18 protein-coding genes and 2 rRNA genes are annotated in these 20,492 nt (G+C 43.3%); 3 read left to right on the top strand and 17 right to left on the bottom strand.

Features of this window, described 5'->3' with window-relative positions:
• Positions 1 to 250: 250 nt before the first annotated feature.
• Both lepB and NO989_RS06465 read left to right on the top strand, forming a co-directional pair.
• Positions 251 to 904 carry a signal peptidase I gene (gene lepB / locus NO989_RS06470; RefSeq protein ID WP_061486123.1) on the top strand — a complete coding sequence of 218 codons (654 nt, stop codon included), beginning with the start codon at positions 251 to 253 and terminating at the stop codon, positions 902 to 904.
• Positions 905 to 1,352: 448 nt separating this feature from the next.
• Positions 1,353 to 3,947, top strand: a complete 2,595-nt coding sequence (locus NO989_RS06465) for a TonB-dependent receptor (protein ID WP_371342273.1) — start codon at positions 1,353 to 1,355, stop codon at positions 3,945 to 3,947.
• 520 nt (positions 3,948 to 4,467) lie between these two features.
• Here NO989_RS06465 and NO989_RS06460 read toward each other — a convergent pair.
• The 6 genes from NO989_RS06460 to NO989_RS06435 form a co-directional block, all read right to left on the bottom strand.
• A complete protein-coding gene (locus NO989_RS06460) occupies positions 4,468 to 4,863 on the bottom strand; it encodes an MAPEG family protein (RefSeq protein WP_014976958.1) in 396 nt (131 codons plus the stop codon).
• A 147-nt stretch (positions 4,864 to 5,010) separates the two neighbouring features.
• Positions 5,011 to 5,655 (bottom strand): adenylate kinase, encoded by a 645-nt coding sequence (gene adk, locus NO989_RS06455; protein ID WP_014950043.1) that lies wholly within the window; start codon positions 5,653 to 5,655, stop codon positions 5,011 to 5,013.
• 338 nt (positions 5,656 to 5,993) lie between these two features.
• Complete coding sequence (htpG, locus tag NO989_RS06450; RefSeq protein WP_371342272.1) at positions 5,994 to 7,916, bottom strand: molecular chaperone HtpG; 1,923 nt, start codon at positions 7,914 to 7,916, stop codon at positions 5,994 to 5,996.
• 240 nt (positions 7,917 to 8,156) lie between these two features.
• Complete coding sequence (gene recR / locus NO989_RS06445; protein WP_014950045.1) at positions 8,157 to 8,756, bottom strand: recombination mediator RecR; 600 nt, start codon at positions 8,754 to 8,756, stop codon at positions 8,157 to 8,159.
• A 5-nt stretch (positions 8,757 to 8,761) separates the two neighbouring features.
• Positions 8,762 to 9,709: a hypothetical protein gene (locus NO989_RS06440; RefSeq protein ID WP_110288578.1), complete on the bottom strand. Its 948-nt coding sequence runs from the start codon at positions 9,707 to 9,709 to the stop codon at positions 8,762 to 8,764.
• Positions 9,710 to 9,950: 241 nt separating this feature from the next.
• Positions 9,951 to 10,643 carry a hypothetical protein gene (locus tag NO989_RS06435; protein WP_371342271.1) on the bottom strand — a complete coding sequence of 231 codons (693 nt, stop codon included), beginning with the start codon at positions 10,641 to 10,643 and terminating at the stop codon, positions 9,951 to 9,953.
• 266 nt (positions 10,644 to 10,909) lie between these two features.
• On the opposite strand from NO989_RS06435, the gene NO989_RS06430 reads away from it, so the two are divergent.
• Positions 10,910 to 11,698 carry a ferredoxin--NADP reductase gene (locus NO989_RS06430; protein WP_371342270.1) on the top strand — a complete coding sequence of 263 codons (789 nt, stop codon included), beginning with the start codon at positions 10,910 to 10,912 and terminating at the stop codon, positions 11,696 to 11,698.
• 136 nt (positions 11,699 to 11,834) lie between these two features.
• Here the strand turns inward: NO989_RS06430 and NO989_RS06425 are convergent, their stop codons facing one another.
• From NO989_RS06425 to NO989_RS06375, 11 genes are all read right to left on the bottom strand, one after another.
• Entirely contained in the window at positions 11,835 to 12,161 is a 327-nt protein-coding gene (locus tag NO989_RS06425; RefSeq protein WP_014950049.1) for a YbaB/EbfC family nucleoid-associated protein, read from the bottom strand.
• A gap of 38 nt (positions 12,162 to 12,199) precedes the next feature.
• Positions 12,200 to 15,331, bottom strand: coding sequence for a DNA polymerase III subunit gamma/tau (gene dnaX, locus NO989_RS06420; RefSeq protein WP_278344351.1), 3,132 nt, complete (start codon positions 15,329 to 15,331; stop codon positions 12,200 to 12,202).
• Between the two features lie 41 nt (positions 15,332 to 15,372).
• Entirely contained in the window at positions 15,373 to 15,909 is a 537-nt protein-coding gene (apt, locus tag NO989_RS06415; protein WP_014950051.1) for an adenine phosphoribosyltransferase, read from the bottom strand.
• Positions 15,910 to 15,931: 22 nt separating this feature from the next.
• A complete protein-coding gene (locus NO989_RS06410; RefSeq protein ID WP_256253717.1) occupies positions 15,932 to 16,054 on the bottom strand; it encodes a hypothetical protein in 123 nt (40 codons plus the stop codon).
• A gap of 153 nt (positions 16,055 to 16,207) precedes the next feature.
• Positions 16,208 to 16,972: a DUF2063 domain-containing protein gene (locus tag NO989_RS06405; protein ID WP_371342269.1), complete on the bottom strand. Its 765-nt coding sequence runs from the start codon at positions 16,970 to 16,972 to the stop codon at positions 16,208 to 16,210.
• Positions 16,969 to 17,820, bottom strand: coding sequence for a DUF692 domain-containing protein (locus tag NO989_RS06400; protein WP_039225174.1), 852 nt, complete (start codon positions 17,818 to 17,820; stop codon positions 16,969 to 16,971). The genes NO989_RS06405 and NO989_RS06400 overlap by 4 nt, the downstream gene beginning before the upstream one ends.
• A 150-nt stretch (positions 17,821 to 17,970) precedes the next feature.
• Positions 17,971 to 18,366 carry a hypothetical protein gene (locus tag NO989_RS06395; protein WP_371342268.1) on the bottom strand — a complete coding sequence of 132 codons (396 nt, stop codon included), beginning with the start codon at positions 18,364 to 18,366 and terminating at the stop codon, positions 17,971 to 17,973.
• A gap of 349 nt (positions 18,367 to 18,715) precedes the next feature.
• Complete coding sequence (locus NO989_RS06390; protein WP_371342305.1) at positions 18,716 to 18,961, bottom strand: diguanylate cyclase domain-containing protein; 246 nt, start codon at positions 18,959 to 18,961, stop codon at positions 18,716 to 18,718.
• Positions 18,962 to 18,994: 33 nt separating this feature from the next.
• Positions 18,995 to 19,732, bottom strand: coding sequence for a substrate-binding periplasmic protein (locus NO989_RS06385; RefSeq protein ID WP_371342267.1), 738 nt, complete (start codon positions 19,730 to 19,732; stop codon positions 18,995 to 18,997).
• Positions 19,733 to 20,056: 324 nt separating this feature from the next.
• A 5S ribosomal RNA gene (gene rrf, locus NO989_RS06380) occupies positions 20,057 to 20,172 on the bottom strand.
• A gap of 133 nt (positions 20,173 to 20,305) precedes the next feature.
• A 23S ribosomal RNA gene (locus NO989_RS06375) occupies positions 20,306 to 20,492 on the bottom strand; the annotation flags it as partial.

Here is a 20,492-nt window from a genome sequence, read left to right as displayed (position 1 = left end):
TTTTAAGCATGCCTAAACGGGCGGCGTTCATCTTTTACAGAGTGAAATATAAACATATGATTTACATGAGTTTTATTGCTTTTTTTCAACGCTCAATACCCTGTAGCTAGAGCAACCTTAATTAGCTACCGACATAGTTCGTTACATTTTCCACACCTCAATTTTGAACAAATTAGGTAATTTACAATCTACATCTATTACACAAGCCATGTCGTGATAAAACTTTGATCCAACGAGCAATCTACGAAAAGTGAGAACCGAAGCCGTGTTAAATCTAAAACAGAGCGTTAAGAACAACCTGCCTTTCATTTTATTTATGGTTTTGCTTTTCTCGTTTCGAAGCAGTGTTGCTGATTGGTATTATGTCCCTACAGGCTCTATGGAGCCCACCATTCAAGTAGGCGACCGCGTAGTGGTTGATAAATCAGCCTACACGCTAGAACTGCCGTTCACAGACGTTGTTGTCGCGAAAACTGGTAACATCAATCGCGGTGACATTGTAATTATTGACAGTAATGCAGCTGATACCAGACTCATTAAACGTGTGGTTGCCATTGAAGGTGATAAGGTCAAATTAGAAAACAACGTTCTTTTTATCAATGGTGAAAAAGCAACGTTAAGCGTCAAAGGTCACAATCTTTATTCCGAGCAGATTTTAGGCCAAACACGAACCATAGCGCTTAACCCATTACCTAGCCCTGCGAAAAACTTTAATTTGATCACTGTGCCCAGAGATCACGTGCTGGCAATGGGGGATAATAGGAACAATAGCGTTGATTCTCGTTATTATGGCTTCATTCCAATTGAAGAAATTCAGGGCAAAGCCAACTCGGTTGCATTTTCACTAGATCCGGACGATATGTATTTACCGCGAAAAGACAGGCTTTTCACATCACTTCAGTAGGGCTGAACAATACCGTTACTTGCAAAAAGGCCAAGCTAGACCTTTACTTGCGTTCAATTTTTCGGCAAAAAAAATCTGGTCAGATCTGATAAAGCGGTGATATTCACGTATATGAAGAAAAATGTAGGAGCAATTGCATATACGTAAATTCTTACTAATGAATTACAAATAGCGGTCTTGTTCCTTATCAAATTCCCACTTCCTCAACACCAATTAACTAAGCCGCAACCCTTTATTTTTACGCTGTTTTTAGTTTAACTTCACGGCCGCTTCATCCCGCTTCACATTTAAAAAAGTAATACATGGTTTACACACTTTGTAACCAAGTGTCACATCTTTCGTGTTTTACCCTATTGCAACTTAAGTATTAGGAGTGCTATTGATAAATCTGCAACATCATCGTGTTGCAAAAACACACAACAAGTAAAATGGAAATAAGGAAATAACAATGAAACAAGGTCGTAAAGTAAGTGCAATTGCAGTGGGATTAGCACTTTCAGGATTAACCTCTCTATCTCCTGCGTATGCACAGCAAGCTGACGAAGAAGCAGCCAACCTTGAACGAATTGCAGTCACCGGTTCTCGTATCAAACGTACAGATATGGAAGGCCCTTCACCTATTCAATCAATAGATGCAACAATGATTGAAGGCATGGGCTATGAAAACCTTCAACAACTACTCGAGCGTATGCCGGCCACAGGTGCGGGTACCTTCTCGACGCGCAATAACAGCCAAGACTCTACAGCCAATGGCGCGGCAGCGGTATCCCTCAGAGGTATGGGGCCAGATGCAACGCTTGTTCTAATAAACGGACGTCGCGTGGCAATTAGTGCCTTTGCTGAAAGTATCACTAACTCATTCGTTGATATTAACTCTATTCCTGTATCCGCCATCGAACGTATCGATATCTTAAAAGACGGCGCCTCTGCGATTTACGGCTCAGACGCTGTTGCAGGTGTAGTAAACGTAGTACTGAAGAAAGACTACGAAGGTCTAGAGATTAATGCAGGTTATGGTGGTACAACAGGCCCAAGCTATGATGAGACCACCGCCAGTATTCTATGGGGCTCTCAAAGCGAAAAAAGCAGTGCTACAGTTATCATCGACTATTTCAACAACAGCACGCTCGGCGCTGACGAAATGGGTCGTTACGGTACAGCCAACCAATCTCCTTATGGCGGTATGGATTTTCGTTCATCACGTGGGTACCCGGGTTATTTTTATGTTGATGGCGTAAAAACTATCGACCCAGACTGCCCGGAAGATAGCGCCACAGCGTCTGGTAGTTGTTTATTCGACTACGGCCCGTTTGGTTTAACGATTCCAGCCTCTGAGCGCGTAGGCTTTATCGGTCAATTCGACTATAAAATTGGCGATGAAACTACCGCGTTTATGGAAGTTGCTATGCAGCACAATACGTCTGAAGCAGGCGGTGCAGCAACGCCCCTTGATGAAGACGCAGGCTTGACAGTTCCAGGCACTCACCCTGATAACCCTTTCGGACAAGACATTGAAATAGGTCGCTACCGCCCTGTGGATGCTGGCGCTCGCCGTTGGGATATCGAATCTGACACCCTTCGTTTAGTCGCTGGCCTTCGTGGCACGTTCAATGATTACGATTGGGAAGCATCTGTACAAAAAGGCCGCAGCCGTTCAGAACAAAGTGGTGATCAGTCACAAGGTTGGGTTCGCGTTGATTGGCTTCAGGAACAAATTAACCTTGGTAACTACAACCCGTTTGGTGGCGTTACTAACCCACAAAGTGTAATTGATGATATTACTACTAGCCTTGTGCGCCGTGGTGAATCTCGAATGACCAGCGTTGACGCTCACATTACCGGTGAAGCATTCAGCTTCGGCGACGATGTTGTCATGATGGCAGCGGGTGTTGAATACCGTGAAGAGCAAGTGTCTGACGTTCCAGATGTTCAGTTTCAACGCGGTCTGATCTTTGGTACTGAGTCAGTATCAGCTTCAGCAGAACGCGATCAATACGCAGCATATTTAGAGCTTTCAATTCCTTTGGCTGAAGAGCTAGAGCTGCAGCTTGCAGGCCGTTACGACCACTACAGCGACTTTGGCAGCACGACTAATCCTAAAATTGCGTTACGTTGGGCACCAAGCGATGAAGTAACCGTGCGCGGTTCATGGGCTCAGGGCTTTAGAGCACCATCTCTTGCACAAGTTGGCCTTGGCCCATCACAGAAAAGTGTTTTCTTCGTAGACAAATATCGCTGTGATGCAACAGGTCAAGATTGTGAATCGTTGGATTACAATATCGAGTTTGCGGGTAACCCTAACTTGGATGCAGAAGAATCAGAGTCATGGAACGTGGGCGTAATCTATGCGCCTATTCAAGAACTGGGCCTAAGCATCGACGTGTGGAGTATTACTCAAGATAACAAAATTGACGAACAGCAATTTGGTTTGGTTTACGACGCTGAGTGTAATAACCAAGACAGCACAATCTGTGTTCGCTTAGATCCGCAGCCAGGCGAGTCATTAGGTGTAATTCAAAAGATTTTCAACACCTACCAAAACGTATCATCTCAAGAAGCGTCTGGTGTTGATTTCAGCGCTAACTACCGCATGGAGTTGCAAGAGTTCGGTAACGTACGCTTTAACCTTGATTGGTCTTACATGAACGAGTTCGAAAAAGACGGTCTTGAGTACACTGGCGAATATGGCTATCCAGAACACCGTTGGTTATTCGGCACAACCTGGTCTAAAGGTGCGTTCGATGCCAACTTGAACATTAGCTTTGTTGGTGAGTTTGAAGACACGCCTGACATTGATTTCGACGGTGTGTTGGACTTTGAAGAAAATACCTCGAGAACAGTTGATTCTCAAATGTTGGTGGACTTGCAGTTTGGTTACAACTACAGCGATAACCTTCGCCTTGTAATTGGTTCAAACAACTTGCTTGACGAAGAGCCTCCGTTTGCTATCGGTGATGGTGATGGCGACTTATACGGCTATGTAGGCGGCGTGCACAACCCGCGTGGCCGCTTCGTATACTCTAAACTAACTTACCGCTTCTAAAAGCCTATAAGACGAAAAAGCGCTCAACGGCATTGCTTAACAATGGCATGCCTTGAGCGCTTTTTTTTCATTCATGTATTAACGTGTGTTTAGAAAAAAAGATATTCAAAGAGCACCGTAGTGAGCCATGCGAGAATCACAGGCAATACAATCATCACATAAACCATTACCTCAGACCCCACCTTTTCGGCGCGCCATGCCTCCATCATCTTCACTTTAAACCTACGCTTCAGCAAGTAGGTGTAAAAAACTAGAAATACCAAAATTATAAGAATCTTTAGCATTTAGACTCCAACCGAATCGGTTAAACGGCCAAACAGGACGAAACTCTTAGGTGGCGAAAGTTCCGTCAAGTCGCTTCGTTGCGTTTTTTTCTCTGTTGCAGGGACTATACCTTCGCAATACACACAGCGAACCTGTCCACAATATCTGAATTAGCTCAACCTGATTGGAAATGAGGTAAAAAAAATGCCTGCTAAGCTGGCATTTTTTCTATATGTATTTACTTCTTTTGCAACGCTTACAATCCGAAATGAATGAGCACCAAATTACCTATTGCTGCACACAGCATAGCAAGGAAAGTCAGGATCATACCCGCGAAGCGCTGCCAGCTAACGCCTGAGTGACGACCTAAGCCATAGGCATGTAATACACGGCCAAATAACAGTGCGCTCCCCAATGCGTGAACAGCCCACACTTGGCCAGTATTAGCTTCAAAACACGCTATCATAATAAGGGTGATGGGTACGTACTCGCTAAAGTTGCCGTGCGCTCTAGTCAAACGACTTAGATCTTCATGACCACCATCGCCAATTCCCACTTGGTGGCGACGTCTGGCGCCAATGACTAAAAACGACAAATACAGGTAGCAAATACCCAGTAAGCTGGCGTAAAACGCCGTGATTGGCAAAACCATGGTCTACTCCACATGTTCTAGTTATATCGCGTTGTATTAATCAGCGCTTAATTCAACATTCATGGTTGTCATTAAACGTTATCCGCTAATAAGTTACAAGCAACAAAAAAGGCCGCCTAAGCGACCTTTTGTTGACGTTGTTGGCAATTAACCTAAACGTTCAGCAAGTTCAGCACTCACTTCTTCAACTGGGCGCGTACCGTCAAGCTTGTGGTACTCACAGTTTCCAGCTTCCGCTTCAGCGCTGTAGTAGTTCACAAGCGGCTTTGTTTGCTCATGGTAAATCGCAAGACGCTTGCGCACTGTTTCTTCTTTATCGTCATCACGAACGATAAGGTCATCGCCTGTTTCATTGTCTTTACCTTCCACCTTTGGTGGGTTGTAAACAACGTGGTAAACGCGACCTGATGCAGGGTGTACACGACGACCACCCATACGTTCTACGATTACATCATCAGGAACGTCAAACTCGATGCAATGATCAACAGTGACACCTGCTTCTTTCATTGCGTCAGCCTGAGGAATAGTGCGAGGGAAACCGTCTAACAAGAAACCGTCTTTACAGTCATCTTGTGCAATACGCTCTTTTACTAGGCCAATGATAATCTCATCAGATACTAGTTTGCCTTCATCCATTACACGCTTTGCTTCAAGGCCTAGCTCTGTACCTGCTTTAATTGCAGCACGAAGCATGTCGCCCGTTGAAATTTGTGGAATGCCATATTTGCCCATTAAAAACTGAGCTTGTGTGCCCTTACCCGCGCCAGGAGCGCCGAGAAGAATGATTCGCATGAGTGCGTTCTCCGCTTATGATTTTTAAACTTTTTACTTCGGGCACTTTACACATTCAACACTGGGGTGACAAGTGTAAGCAGTACCGTAAAGTTAATCTTAAGACTAATGGCGAATATATGTTCAGCTTATAGGCACTTTTGTAAATTTGCGCCTACACCCATTCAGTAACTCATCTTATTTAAGATGAATAAGCTAACTCTTAATATGATTAACTTGAAATTTTAGACCGCCAAAATATAGCACAATAAAATGGTTAAACTTACTTTTGTTAGTCGTAGAAATAAAAAAACGGGCATTACGCCCGTTTTTAAATGTAAACCTAATGGTTTATTGCTCTATTTAGCTAACTTCATTAGAAGCGTGTTCAAGTTCTGTACAAAACTAGATGGGTCTTTCAAGCTACCTTGTTCTGACAATGCAGCTTGGTCAAACAATACGCCTACCCACTGATTAAACAGCTCTTCATCTTGGGTATCTGCCAGCAGCTTCACCAAGCTATGCTCAGGGTTAAGTTCAAAGTGATACTTCACGTCTGGCACGGTCTGCCCTGCTGCCTGCATAAGCTTCATCATTTGCGTAGTCATGCCATTGTCATCTGCTACGATGACCGCAGGTGAATCTGTTAAGCGATGGGTAAATTTAACGTCTACAACCTTATCGCCAAGTGCAGTTTTAGCTCGCTCAAGAACACCTTCAACTTGCTTTTCTGCTTCTTCTTGCGCCTTCTTAGACTCTTCGTCTTCTAAGTCGCCTAAATCTAAGTTTCCTTTCGCAATTGAGACAAACTGCTTCTCGTTAAACTCAGTAAGGTGAGACATTAACCATTCGTCAATGCGCTCGCCCATCAATAGCACTTCAATTCCTTTCTTGCGGAAAATCTCAAGGTGAGGACTAGACTTGGCAGCTTGCAAGCTATCTGCTGTCACATAGTAAATCTTATCCTGGCCTTCTTTCATTCGCTCAATATAGTCAGCTAATGATACGGTTTGTGCATCAGACTCACCGTGTGTAGAAGAGAAGCGTAGCAAGCCAGCAATTTTCTCGCGGTTACTGAAATCTTCAGCCGGCCCTTCTTTTAACACGTTGCCGAATTCATTCCAGAACGACTGATATTTTTCATTGTCGTTCTTCGCCATTTTTTCAAGCATCTGTAATACGCGCTTAGTACAACCTTGGCGTAGCGCTTGCGTTATCTTATTGTCCTGTAGAATTTCACGAGACACGTTAAGCGGAAGATCATTGCTGTCTAGCAAACCTTTAACAAAACGTAGATAAGTAGGCATGAACTGTTCGGCGTCGTCCATAATGAAAACGCGTTGAACGTAAAGCTTAAGACCATGACTTTGATCGCGATTCCACATATCAAACGGCGCTTTAGAAGGGATATACAATAAACTTGTATATTCTGTTTTACCCTCTACTTTGTTATGCGCCCATGCAAGCGGATCAGCAAAGTCATGAGATATATGCTTGTAGAATTCGTTATACTCGTCATCAGAAATCTCAGACTTTTCACGAGTCCAAAGAGCGGTGGCTTTGTTTACAACTTCCCATTCACCAGGCTGGCCTTCAATTTTTTCGCCATCAGGGCCTTCACTTTCAGGCACTTCATCTTTCCACATCTGCACAGGAATACTGATGTGATCAGAATACTTACTTACGATAGAGCGTAAACGCCATGCATCAGCAAATTCTTTTTCGTCTTCGCGTAGGTGAAGCGTAATCTCGGTGCCGCGTGTAGGCTTGTTGATTTCGGCAATAGTGAATTCACCTTCACCGTCTGAAATCCACTCAACACCTTGCGATGCATCTGCACCAGCAGCACGAGTTCGCACCGTTACTTTGTCAGCTACGATGAACGCAGAGTAAAAGCCAACACCGAACTGGCCAATGAGTTGTGAGTCTTTAGCGCTATCGCCAGAAAGTTTGCTAAAGAAGTCTTTAGTGCCTGACTTAGCAATTGTACCCAAGTTCGCAATGACTTCATCGCGAGTCATACCAATACCGTTATCGGTAATGGTGACGGTATTTGCTTCTTTATCGACGCTAAGCTTTACGTTTAACTCGCCATCGTTTTCGTAAAGACTGTCATTTTCTAGCGCACGAAAGCGTAACTTATCCGCAGCATCTGCCGCGTTTGACACTAACTCACGTAGAAAAATTTCTTTGTTTGAATACAAAGAGTGAATCATCAGATGAAGAAGCTGTTTTACTTCTGTTTGAAAACCGTGGGTTTCTTTTTGGGCTGCTTCAGCCATAATCCAATATCTCCTCGTTGAATGGATCACGTTTGATGTTAAACAGGTAAGGTCGCTCAACGCACTTTTCAACGTTTAGAACGAAAATTTATTTTTTATAAGGAGATTTATCTTCAATAAAGTTTGATGTTGAGTATTTTGTGGGCGAGCGATAAGAGAGAACGTGACGTAGGCCCGCCAGATGCAGACCCACGTTGAGTGTTTTAATTACTAAGAATGGGTATACCCCAATTTACAGTACTATAGTTTGCGGCGACCCGAAAATGCGTGGGTGAGAGTATTACCATCAATATACTCGAGCTCTCCCCCAACCGGCACGCCGTGGGCAATTCGAGACGCGTCAACGTTATGGCTTGCACAAAGTTGAGCGATATAATGTGCCGTGGCCTCCCCCTCTACAGTCGGGTTTGTGGCGAGGATAACTTCATTTATCCCACCTGCGGCAAGACGAGCCTCAAGCTCAGTAAGACCAATTTCTTCTGGCCCAACGCCGTCAATAGGAGACAAATGACCCATAAGCACAAAATACTGCCCCTTGTAACTTAAGGTTTGTTCGATTGCTAATACGTCTTGTGGGCTTTCAACAATACATAACAAGCCACTTGCTTCTCTTTCAGGGTGACGACAAATGTCACATAGCTCGTCTTCAGTAAATGTCCTGCAGCGCTTACAATGATGAATATGCTCCATGGCATTGTGTAATACGTTGCTTAAATCAATTGCCCCAGTGCGATTACGCTCTAATAGGTGGAATGCCATACGCTGAGCGCTCTTGTTGCCAACGCCGGGAAGGCACGTTAGTGCCTGAATTAATTCTGAGAGTAGCGGACTGAACTTCATAGTATTTACTGCTTTGGTGCTTTTTCTTTTTGATTCGAGCTTTCGCGGTATTTAATCACGTTCCGCTTTGCTTGGTCGAGCTTAACTTCATAAATGTTGCCCCCAAATAACCCCTTGTACTCTTCATCGGTGAAAACCAGCGTGTTGTCGTCATAAAACGTCACTGCCTCTTTTTGTGTGACTACGCCTAAATCAATACGCGACACATCGCCACTGAAGAAGTTATCGCCTTCGAAATTTTCAAATAACCACAGGCTTGTTGAATCTAACAGCACTAGTTTCGTCCGATCAGGGCTTATTGCAGCCGATGTGATCCAGCATAACTTTTCAAGGGTGGTACAGGTTTTAAATTCGCCGATGAGCTGTGCGTCAAAGTTAGCGGCATGGTCTCCCACCTTATACAACTTGGTGATGCCATCGAAGGGTTTTGTTCTATTTTTTGTAAACAGGTAGAGGTTACGCTTGTACTCTACGAACGCTTCCAAATCGTAGTTCTTGTCTTTCGGTTTTACTTTTCCTTTTCCCATTTCTGGGTAAGTAAACTTAATGATTTCTGCTTCTGTGGTATCGGTTTTTATGTCAATGGGGTTTTCAATTTTGTAAATCGTTAACCAGCGTCGCTTGTTGTCATTGTTACCGAAGTCTCCCAAAAAGAAATGACCGAAACTGTTTTGTGTCATGTCTTCCCAGTCGACGTTTTTGGCATTTGTAACTGTAACTTCCCTCTCAATAGTTCCATCTTTATTGAGCATATAAAGGATAGGTCCATCGCCACTGTCGTTAATGGCCCAAAGCCTTTTGTATTTATCGTATTCTATACCTGAAATTTCCTTAAGCTTCGGGTCGACCGTTACTATTTTCATTTTAAACAGGTCGTGAATACTCATAAAAAACAACACGGTTGCGATGGGTAGTAAAATAACCGTGGTGATAACTAAGCCTTTCCTTAGCACTACTAAAACCTCTATTTTAACGAGTTAACTTTCACGATTAGCGGTTAACTGAACACGTTGAGTTTTCTGAAAGATAAAAAACGCAATGATACAACGATCATTCAACTATTTGGGACACTTTTTCTACCGAACAACGGTTAAATGAGATTTTACTGTTAATGTCGATGAGTTGGGCATGCGCTCAATATTTGTAAGCTGTGTATCAACCCATAATTATCAACGTATCATGCTGAAAACAAGCCTAACCTTTATCAGTAAGTAGACGTTGACGTCCATCTTTATTGAATACGGTTTCATCGTGATTTATGAATTGTTCAATGATTGACTGCTCATGGTCAGTAAATGCAGTTTCAAAATTTTGATGACCAACGCTCACTGTAGCTTTTTGCCCATTTGCTAACTTTTCGTTAGCCAGCGCTAACTGACTAATGAAATCATTTAACGATATCCGATTGTATGTAAAGATCCCGGGCTTACTCAATGATGCAGGTGTGAGTAAGTCATCATGTTCAAGCATAAAGGCGTGTTTGAAAATTGCTTGAGACTTTGTGAAGCAGGCAGTAGGGCTGCGCAGAGTAGCAGCTTCTGGAAGCGCTTTAATACGGATGCTCTGACCATTGTCTGCGGTTTGCCAAGTTACACCACACACACTAACACTAAATGCATCTACCTGATTAGCAGTTTCCTTTCGCGCTAGCGTTGAGACGGTATCTAATGCTTGAAGCTCAGCAAGAACTTGAGGTAAAGACGTCATTGAGAGCTTTTCAACTGTTATCTTTCCTGCGTTGGACTGATAAGTAAGCTTCAGCGTGTTCTCTAAATAGTAGACTTGGCCTGTGTCCTTCCAAAGGGATACAGCGGTATTATTGATAGATGGGTTTTCGACGGCACAATCACGTTGGGCCTGAAAGCGTTTTAACATTTTTGCTAACACAGCATCCTCCCTCATTTCGAACTGCCACATTCTATTATTTGTGTTCCTTTGCTATGCGCAAGCTAAATGACTGAATGTGACAGTGTTTTAATGTTACGGAAGAAAGGCCTGGTTGAACTATTGCTAAAAATACTTATTTAAAACTTATAGTACGTTAGCGTTTACGTGCGTATACCGACACCACAAACGGTAATGATAACTATTATCATATTGTAAAGTGTGCGAGAATGCAGCATGGCTTGATGACTAAGTAAGTAGGAAAACGAATGCGAAATCTTATAAACGCAACCGTAACCCAAGTTCACCATTGGAATGACACTCTGTTTAGTTTCAAAACAACGAGAGAATCATCTTTTCGTTTTGAAAGTGGTCAATTCGTTATGATTGGTCTTGAAGTAGATGGTAGGCCACTGATGAGGGCCTACAGCATCGCAAGCCCAAATTATGATGAGGAATTGGAATTTTTTAGTATTAAAGTGCCAGATGGTGCGCTTACTTCTCGCCTTCAAAATATTGAACCTGGTGACCAGGTAATGATTAATATTAGGCCTACAGGTACGCTCGTGCCTGGTTTCTTGTTACCCGGAAAACATCTTTATTTGCTCAGCACTGGTACAGGTCTAGCACCATTTATGAGTATTATCAGAGATCCTTTCATTTATGAAAGCTTTGAAAAAATCATATTAGTTCACGGAACGCGTTGGCGCTCTGAACTTGCCTATCAAAACGAAATTGAGCACCAACTTCCTAACAACCCTTATTTCGGTGACGAAGTGCGTGAGAAACTCATTTACTATCCTACTGTTACGAGAGAAAGTTATGAGAAAAACGGTATCGCTCACGAAGGACGGATAACGAAGCTAATTGAAAGCGGAAAGTTGCTGGATGATATAGGTATGCCTGAATTAGACACTGAAAATGACAGATTCATGCTATGTGGCAACGACAACATGCTACAAGACCTTATGTCTATGCTAGACGACAAGAGCTTCTCGAAAGCTAACTCGCGTCGTCAGGGGCATTATGTAATTGAACAAGCATTTATAGAAAAGTAATGCGCAACGCATTGGCCTGACCATAGGCAACATTTTAAGTTTTCAATAAAAATCGCCGGCGTGTTGCCGGCGATTTTCTATGATTTCACTCGCAAAATACTTGCAAGCTGTATCGCTTCTAGCTTTACATAATTATTTAAAACGGCATTTTAAAGCCAGGAGGTAATGGCATTCCGCCAGTTACATCACCCATCTTCTCTTTGCTAGTTTCTTGAACTCGACGTACCGCGTCGTTAAATGCTGCAGCAACCAAATCTTCAACCATATCTTTGTCGTCGTCCATCAATGACTCATCAATGTCTACACGACGTACGTTGTGGTTGCACGTCATGGTTACTTTAACCATGCCTGCACCCGCTTCACCTGTTACTTCAATTTTGGCTAGGTCGTCTTGTGCTTTTTGCATGCGCTCTTGCATTTGCTGCGCCTGCTTCATGATATTGCCCATTCCACCTTTAAACATAATTTTTGTCTCGCTTCGTTTTGGTGTTAATAATTCTGCTATCGCGCTTTAACCGAATCGGTTAGCACTGACGCATCGAAAGTCGATAGTAATGCTTGAATTGTATCGTCGGTTTTAATCACCGAGTGTGCATGCGCATGGCGCATGGCATGAATCTCTTGTTGTAACGCAAAAGGTGTAGATGCTGGTTCACCTAACGTGATATTTACTTCAACGTTTTCACCCAACCCATGATGGATTGCATCAACCAATTGCTTTTTCGCACTATCATTTAATAAATGCGTCTGACTATGGTCAATTTCAAGGGACACTTGATTGCCCGCTCGAGAAAATGATGCGTGCAGCACCAATTGTTTGAGTAGACCAGCAACTGGCATTTGCTCAACTAGATTGCTCCATTCGTCAATTTGGCTAGCGTGAGTTAATTTGCTTCCGTCATTTAAGTACGCTTTTAACTGCCCGTCATAGGTACTGCTCAGCGGCGTATCAAAATTTAGAGCATCCCGCGCAAAAGACCGATCTCCCGCACTTTCCATCTGCTCAGGGGCACTGTCGTAATTCGAACTGCTATCAGAGGGAGTTTCAACATAGTCAGCACCTTCAACGTGTTGAGGTGGGTGATTATCGTAATCAGTAGCCCAAGGTGGCATATCCTCAACAGGTGTTTCCGAGTTTGGTTGCGCCTCAGATTCGTCATTTGAAAAAGGCATATCCTCTTCAAATTCATCAAGCGAGAAATCGCTCGTGTTGTTTGAGCTAGAATGACTCTTTTCTGACTCGCTAGTATGCATAGTGTCAGAAGAATGCGCGTGAGTATTACCTAAAGACGAGCCTGAATTTGTACTTTTCAGTTGAGGAGTGTCACCGCGCGCAACACTATTATCTTTATGTTCTGAGCCGCTATCTATACGCTCCGGGGTGTTCTCTCTAAGCTCTGGGCTATTATTTAGAGGCTTAGGGCTACTATTTAGAGGCTCAGAGCTATGGTCTTGCAGCTCACGGCTGTCTTCATGCCCAACGGGGTTTAAATCACCACTCTTGATTTCGTTATCAGCGTTAGCCTGCCCTGCACTATTATCGCTACCCTTGTTAACTCCATGTGCAGTTTGTGCAGTACTCAAAGCCTCGGCTTTACTTCTGGTAAAGCGCGCTTGAATATCACTTGCACTTTCGGTCTTAGCATTTGCTGCGCTGGTACTTTTTGACTCTGCGTCTTGTGCTTTTCTTTGCTTTAACTTTTGACGAAGTGCCAACATATCAGCCGTAGAGGTAAGCTGCTCTTCGGCGGTTAATGAGGACGGTTCATTCTCGTGTGCCAACGACTCGCTGTTTTTATCAGAGCCTTTAGCGTTACGAGAGCCCTCAGCGTCATGAGAGCCTTCAACGTTATGAAAACCTTCAGCGTCATAAGAGCCTTCAGCGCTTTGAAAACCTTCAAAACCTAAGGAACCATCATCTTCTGACGGAGGTGGCATATCGTCCATGTAAGCATCTAACGGAGGTCCATCGAAATATTGCGCTGCTTCGTTATGGGGCGCACTGACTTCACTTGGCGTTGGTTCAAGCTCTGCAACAACGCTCTCTGTTTGTACCGCTTGTACCGCGGTGTTTTCTACGGGTTGCTCTTCAAAAGACGAAGTTGGAGCTGGCTTTACGGATTCACCATCATGTGAAGCATCACGCTCAAGTGCCGTTGTTTGAGTCGTCGTTGCACCTGACTCTGCATGAGGTAGCGCCGACAGAGTATCACTTCCACTCAACTCGCTTTCATCAGCGGCTGCGTGTTTCTGCTCTTGCTGTGATTCAAATGGAGACGTCGATTGTTCTTGCTGCTCTTTTTCACTTATTGATGTAGCAAGTGAATCAGGGGTAGATGGCGCACTTTCTAACGACTGAGCAGAGGTAGATTCAACCGATAGATGTGAAGGCCTCTCCTCCTGCACATTGGTTGCAGAAGTTTCGCTTAACGGCGCTTCCTCCTGCTTACCGACGTTTCCCGGGCCACCACTGGAAGAAGCATGATCTACAGGTAAACTATGCTCACTCCTCCCGTTTTCAATTTCACTTGCCGTGTCGTCGATGAGGGTATTTGGAGCAAACGACATCATTCGCATCAATGTCATTTCAAACGCACTTTTTCCATCCGCAGCAAACGGTAAGTCTTTTCTTCCTTGCAGTGCAATCTGATAAAGCAGCTGCACTTGCTCAGCTGGAATAGTTTTCGCTAATTGAAATATCGCTTTAGCCGATGTGGTTTCTAGCTTACATGCTTCAGGCACCCATTGCGTTAATGCTATTTGGTGCAGCAGGCTAGCCAATTCGCTGTGTACGTTGTCATAATCGGGGGCTTGCTCTGCGATGTCATTGACCAACTGCAATACATCAGCAGGACTTTTACTTACCACAGCATGAACCACTTTAAGCAACTGGTTCTTATCCATCAGCCCCAGCATATCGGTTACCACCGATGCCAACACTTGATTTCCACCCTGTGCAATCGCTTGGTCAGTTAAACTCAGCGCATCACGCATACTGCCCTGGGCGGCTCTTGCCAAAAGCGCTAGCGCTTGTGGCTCAAAAGGCAGCTGTTCATGCTCTAAAATATGCCGCAGCTGTCCAACAATCTGCTCCCGAGACATGGCTTTCAAGTTAAACTGCAAGCAACGGGATAAGATGGTTATCGGAAGCTTTTGAGGATCCGTGGTCGCCAGTAAGAACTTAACGTGTGGAGGTGGCTCTTCCAGCGTTTTTAACAGCGCATTAAAGCTGTGTTTTGAAAGCATGTGTACCTCATCGATAAGGTACACTTTGTAACGCCCGCGAGTGGGTTTGTATTGCACGTTATCAAGAAGCTCGCGAGTATCCTCAACTTTGGTTCTTGATGCAGCGTCAATCTCTAACAAATCAACGTAGTTCCCCTGCTCTATCTCTTTACAGGTGTTACATTGACCGCAAGGGTTTGCCCCTTGTCCTTCTTCGCAGTTAAGGCTTTTCGAAAAAATACGTGCAATGGTAGTTTTACCTACGCCTCGCGTACCTGTAAACAGATAAGCGTGATGTAGACGATCGTTATCCAAAGCATTTGAAATGGCAGAGACAACATGTTCCTGACCCACAAGTTCACTGAACTTGCCCGGTCGCCACTTCCTTGCTAGTACCTGATAACTCATTATTACGTATTTCGCCTTTTGCTAGTTATGCTTTATAGCGATTATTCGCCTTCAAACTCACAAATAGAGTAGCTTTCTATATCAAGCGTACTCAATTTCTTCTCGCCACCTAGGTCCGGTAAGTTAATAACAAAACCTGCATGGTTTACTTCACCGCCTAGTGAACGAATTAGTTTCGCAGAAGCGGCTATCGTTCCACCAGTTGCAAGTAAATCGTCAATAAGAAGGACTTTATCACCTGGCTCAATGGCATCTTTATGGATTTCCAATGTATCCATGCCATATTCAAGCTCGTAGCTCTCGCTAACTACTTCACGAGGAAGTTTGTTGGGTTTTCTCACTGGAACAAAACCAATGCCCATTTCGATGGCCAATGGCGCACCAAAAAGGAACCCGCGTGCTTCAGTACCTGCTATCTTGGTAAATCCCATACCTTGATACTTTTCTACAAGTAACGAGATACAGCTACTAAATGCTTTGTGATCTTCTAAAACGCTGGTCACATCTCTAAATAAAATACCTGGCTTTGGATAGTCAGGTACGGTTTTCACTACTGATTTAATATATTCTGCAGTCACAATTATGCCTTGAATGTCTGCGTTATAACCAGAAGGTGAACCAGCCGGCGATGATATGCATCAACGGGAACGCGATTAGAGTTACTAGCGATGCTAGAAAGTACCACTTGTTATAGACTTCTTTGAAATCTGAATTGTCAGCCATTTGCACTACCTAAACAATTTTGTGAACAAAAAAATGGTGCTAAATGTTAATCGAAAGCAAGCCCGATTGACAGCGCTAATATGATCGATCGCTCACTTTCAGACCAGATCCTGGCGAAAGTTTAATATAAACTAGGTAAATAGTAATGGTTACTTAGGATACTGGAAGCAGTATTCCTTTTTGTAACATGTCAGTGAGGGTCTGGTTCATACCATTTATAAGCACGTTTGAAGGAATTTGGGGAAGTTGTTGGCACAACGACTCAGTTAATTGTTCTATTTCCATCCCCAGTTCATTTTGTTCCAGCGTGTTGACTAAAATAGCCGTCACCGGATTAACATGAGCAAATTGAACGTCAAACTCACGGTCTCTGTAAACAACGTAGAACTGCTGTTCTTCGGCAGGTTGCTCTGGGATATAATCCTCACCAATTAGATGGACTTCGAACTGATATGCCGCCAACGAGGCATACGGTGACACCCTAATTGCGGTAACATTGTTTCCTTGTTGATAAAATTCAATTTCGTCTTCGTTTTTTCTGATACTGATGTCAAGCTCAAGCCACTCATAGTGAGCAAGCTCCGCAGCAAAGTCGGGCAGAGTAATATCGAAGATTGGCTCTGTTGAAAGGTACTCAACGAACTCTTTACTTATTTCAGCAAAATAAGGAGAGCGGCATTCGTGCTCAATAAAAAATTGACGCACAATACTCTCCCAGCCTTTTTCACCATACTGTTTTACCACAATAGATTTTAAAACGGGAAAACTGGTACTGACGAAATTATCGATGTTGTTAAAAAACAGGGATTGATAGATTTTCATACGACGAATGTGATCAGCGTCGGTATCACAAAATGTCTGTGGGTCTTTGATCGCATCAACGAACGTTTTTTGAGTGGTTTGAAATGACTGAGTCACGCGACACTTCCTTTAACGTTTGATGCTTGAACAGCTTCGCATTTTGCTTGAATTTGCTTAATTTTCTTCACTTCCGCTAATAATTCGCTTAACGGGGGAATATTAAAATCACGCTCTAGCAAAGTCGGAAATACGCCGTGAGTAAGGTAAGCATGCTCCAACAGCGCCCAAACTGGCTCAATGACATCAGCCCCGTGAGTATCAACTTTCAAATCCTCTGCTTCATCATAATGACCAGCAATATGGCCATACACAATTTTGTCTGAGGGCAAGCCGTTAATGAACGCTTTCGCATCGTATTTATGGTTGATACTGTTCACGTAAACATTGTTTACGTCGAGAAGCATTTTGCAACCCGATTCATTTAGTATGCTCTTGGTAAATTCAAGTTCATCCATCTCTTGGCCTGGCGCAATGTAATAAGAGACATTTTCTAAGACCAGCGGTCGTTCGATGATATCTTGAACTTGAACAATTCGAGATACTACGTGCTTAATCGCGTCTTCAGTAAAAGGAATTGGCATCAGATCGTACATATGCCCATTGCCAGAACAAAAGCTTAAGTGCTCGCTATACAATGCAATATTGTTTGCATCTAAAAATCGCTTAACGGTTTTTACAAACTCGACATCTAGTTTGTCGCTACTTCCGATAGACAAAGATAAACCATGAGTTGTAAAGGGAGCTTGCGAAGACGCTTGCTGAAATTGTTCTTGGTACTTCCCACCAAGTGGGATCCAATTTTCAGGGGCTACTTCCCAAAAATCGACTTCAGATGGCAATGTAGGTAAAAGCGCTTTTAGCATTTCCCGACGAAACCCAAGACCTGCGCCACAGATGTTTTTCATATCTTCCCCTTTACCGCATGGGATTGCACAATTGTAACGTACGTTACTAGACAAAAAAGGCCATCATTCGACAGCCATTTTTTTGCTAAGCGTAACTCGTGTAGCCTTCATCATTCTTTTTCAAGCTACACGATGCTTTTTGAATGGCGGTTACATGCTACCGCATTTGCCTTCGCCGCACTTGCCTTCTTTACCAGCTTTCTTATCGCCGCCACATTTACCTTCGCCGCATTTGCCTTCGCCGCACTTGCCTTCTTTGTCAGCTTTCTTGTCTCCGCCGCACTTACCTTCGCCACACTTGCCTTCTTTTTCAGCTTTCTTGTCGCCGCCACACTTACCTTCGCCGCACTTGCCTTCTTTCTCTGCTTTGTCGCCGCCACATTTACCTTCGCCACACTTGCCTTCCGCAGCGAATTGGCTGTAACCAGATTCTAATGCTTGCATACCAAATGGATTTACATCTGCTACTGCAACCGTTGACGCCAAAGAGCCAATTACAACTGCACCCAACGCTGTCGCTACTGATGATTTTTTGATTTGTTTCATTGATGTACCCTCAATAATATTAGTCATGTTTGACGTACAGTAAGCACGTGTACTTTAAAAGACCCTGTGGGCTTAAAGGATATTTCACAAAAATTAATTTTTTTACAATTAATTTTTATGACATTGATATTAAAAGGTTTTATATTAACAAAAGTGTATCTGCATACTTTTACAATAAGTTAACAGGAAAAGTTAAGTACAGTACCTACAAAAAGTACAGGGTAAACGCGGTGAAGCAACAATTTTATCTAGGTCAATGGCAAGTCGATGTAACCAGCAATACTCTATCTCTCGGCAAGCTTAAGAGGACTACAGAGCCGAAAATCATGGATGTTCTGCAGCTGTTGTGTCAGCAAAAAGGAGAAGTAGTATCCTCTGACGAGATCGTTGCTCGGTGCTGGCCTAGACATATTTGTTCACTGCCTCGAAATTTAGCTTTATATAAAAGCGTATCAGCCGCTTGCAACAGCGAAGTTATGTTCTCATAACAAAGGTTTTCATTCGTTGCCACTCCCATATTAACGGTGAGCTTTTTATTCGACACGAGTATGAAGTGCCTGACACTGAGTGGGGCACGGAGCCGATCGATTCGTATAGGTAACAGTTGCGTAGCTTGGTAAGGAAAGAGTTATTTATTCGCACTTCGAAAGGATTCTAATATTGTAGAGTCACTTATATGTGTAGTAACCAGATTCAAACTATCAACAAGTTCATCTTTGTACCTGCTGTGATTTGAAACTGCAAAATAGGAAGGTATGGTCAACTTGTCTGAAATACTTACCTCAACCAATCGACTACCTAAGGACTCTGTATAAAATTGGTAGGGTTGTTTGTAGCTAATTAGATAAGACGTTCTTCCAACATCAAAAAGGTGAATCGCGTCGCTACTTGTCGGCATATCAAAAAATTCAAAACCTTCTTGCTGAAGTGCCTGTCGAATACCTAAATAGTCATAGCCGCGAATTGCCGAAATTGACTTATCATCCGCAAGTTGTCCGTTATGTAGAAGTACAATAGATAAGTAAACAAATGGAGCGTCTATAAATGTAGCGTTCTGATCTAACGCTGAAGTACCTCTGATATTAATTGTGAGATCGACCTTCCCGGTCTTCACACGTTCAAACAAACGAGCCGGAGGCATGCATTCAACTAACACGTGATAATTCATTTTAGTCAATATGGCTACAGTTGCATCTATCGCTACACCATGACAACGCGAAGAGTCGGGTTCTTTAATCACTAATGGCGGAAACTCAACGACACCAAGCGTAATAGACTTTTTTGTTTTTAAATTTTCTTCAGAGCTTGCGCAATACGCCCAAGAAATAAGAATTAAGCAATAACCTAAAAGAACCTTACGTTTCACATTTTTACCGATTTATTCATTGATAAATTACTTATATAGAATTTTGCGAATAAATAATAGGAAGGAGATGTTATTACTAGATCTCTCCCAGTCAAAATATGCTTACAGCACAAGCACACAAGAAATGGGGTCAGAGTACATTTCTCTGATTTAGCGGCACTGGGGGGTAAGGGAATGACTATGTTCTGATGTTTAAAGTAATAAAGTACTCTGACCCCAATTTGAGGTTTTGCTTGGGGTGATGGGGATTAATGTACTCTGACCCCATTTTTTCTTTCTTCCAAACGCAAAAAACCCGCCGTTAGGCGGGTTTTTTTTAATGGGACCTGGCAGTGTCCTACTCTCACATGGGGAAGCCCCACACTACCATCGGCGCTAATACGTTTCACTTCTGAGTTCGGAATGGAGTCAGGTGGTACCGTATCGCTATGGCTGCCAGGAAAAACTGGTAACAATCTAGAAAACTGGATATCAATTCAATCAGTGAGTAACTACTTTTCACTCTACTTGCGGCTCTTTTCAGAGCTTAGCTTGTCTACAACACTCAGAAGTCTAAAGCTTCTTGGGCGTTGTATGGTTAAGCCTCTCGGGCAATTAGTACAGGTTAGCTTAACGCCTTACAACGCTTCCACACCCTGCCTATCAACGTCATCGTCTATAACAACCCTTCCAGACCTTAAAGGTCAGGGATGACTCATCTTTGGGCCGGCTTCCCGCTTAGATGCTTTCAGCGGTTATCCGTTCCGAACATAGCTACCGG

This window comes from Alteromonas sp. DY56-G5 (genome assembly GCF_041414725.1).
Classification (GTDB): Bacteria; Pseudomonadota; Gammaproteobacteria; order Enterobacterales; family Alteromonadaceae; genus Alteromonas; species Alteromonas macleodii.
This window is presented reverse-complemented; position numbering and strand designations above follow the sequence as displayed.

Excerpts from the sequence above, each read along its gene's own strand:
- NO989_RS06465 (WP_371342273.1), top strand. The coding sequence starts at position 1,353 with ATGAAACAAGGTCGTAAAGTAAGTGCAATTGCAGTGGGATTAGCACTT.
- adk (WP_014950043.1), bottom strand. The coding sequence starts at position 5,655 with ATGCGAATCATTCTTCTCGGCGCTCCTGGCGCGGGTAAGGGCACACAA.
- dnaX (WP_278344351.1), bottom strand. The coding sequence starts at position 15,331 with ATGAGTTATCAGGTACTAGCAAGGAAGTGGCGACCGGGCAAGTTCAGT.
- NO989_RS06425 (WP_014950049.1), bottom strand. The coding sequence starts at position 12,161 with ATGTTTAAAGGTGGAATGGGCAATATCATGAAGCAGGCGCAGCAAATG.
- NO989_RS06460 (WP_014976958.1), bottom strand. The coding sequence starts at position 4,863 with ATGGTTTTGCCAATCACGGCGTTTTACGCCAGCTTACTGGGTATTTGC.
- NO989_RS06430 (WP_371342270.1), top strand. The coding sequence starts at position 10,910 with ATGCGAAATCTTATAAACGCAACCGTAACCCAAGTTCACCATTGGAAT.
- recR (WP_014950045.1), bottom strand. The coding sequence starts at position 8,756 with ATGAAGTTCAGTCCGCTACTCTCAGAATTAATTCAGGCACTAACGTGC.
- htpG (WP_371342272.1), bottom strand. The coding sequence starts at position 7,916 with ATGGCTGAAGCAGCCCAAAAAGAAACCCACGGTTTTCAAACAGAAGTA.
- NO989_RS06410 (WP_256253717.1), bottom strand. The coding sequence starts at position 16,054 with ATGGCTGACAATTCAGATTTCAAAGAAGTCTATAACAAGTGGTACTTT.
- NO989_RS06395 (WP_371342268.1), bottom strand. The coding sequence starts at position 18,366 with ATGAAACAAATCAAAAAATCATCAGTAGCGACAGCGTTGGGTGCAGTT.
- NO989_RS06400 (WP_039225174.1), bottom strand. The coding sequence starts at position 17,820 with ATGAAAAACATCTGTGGCGCAGGTCTTGGGTTTCGTCGGGAAATGCTA.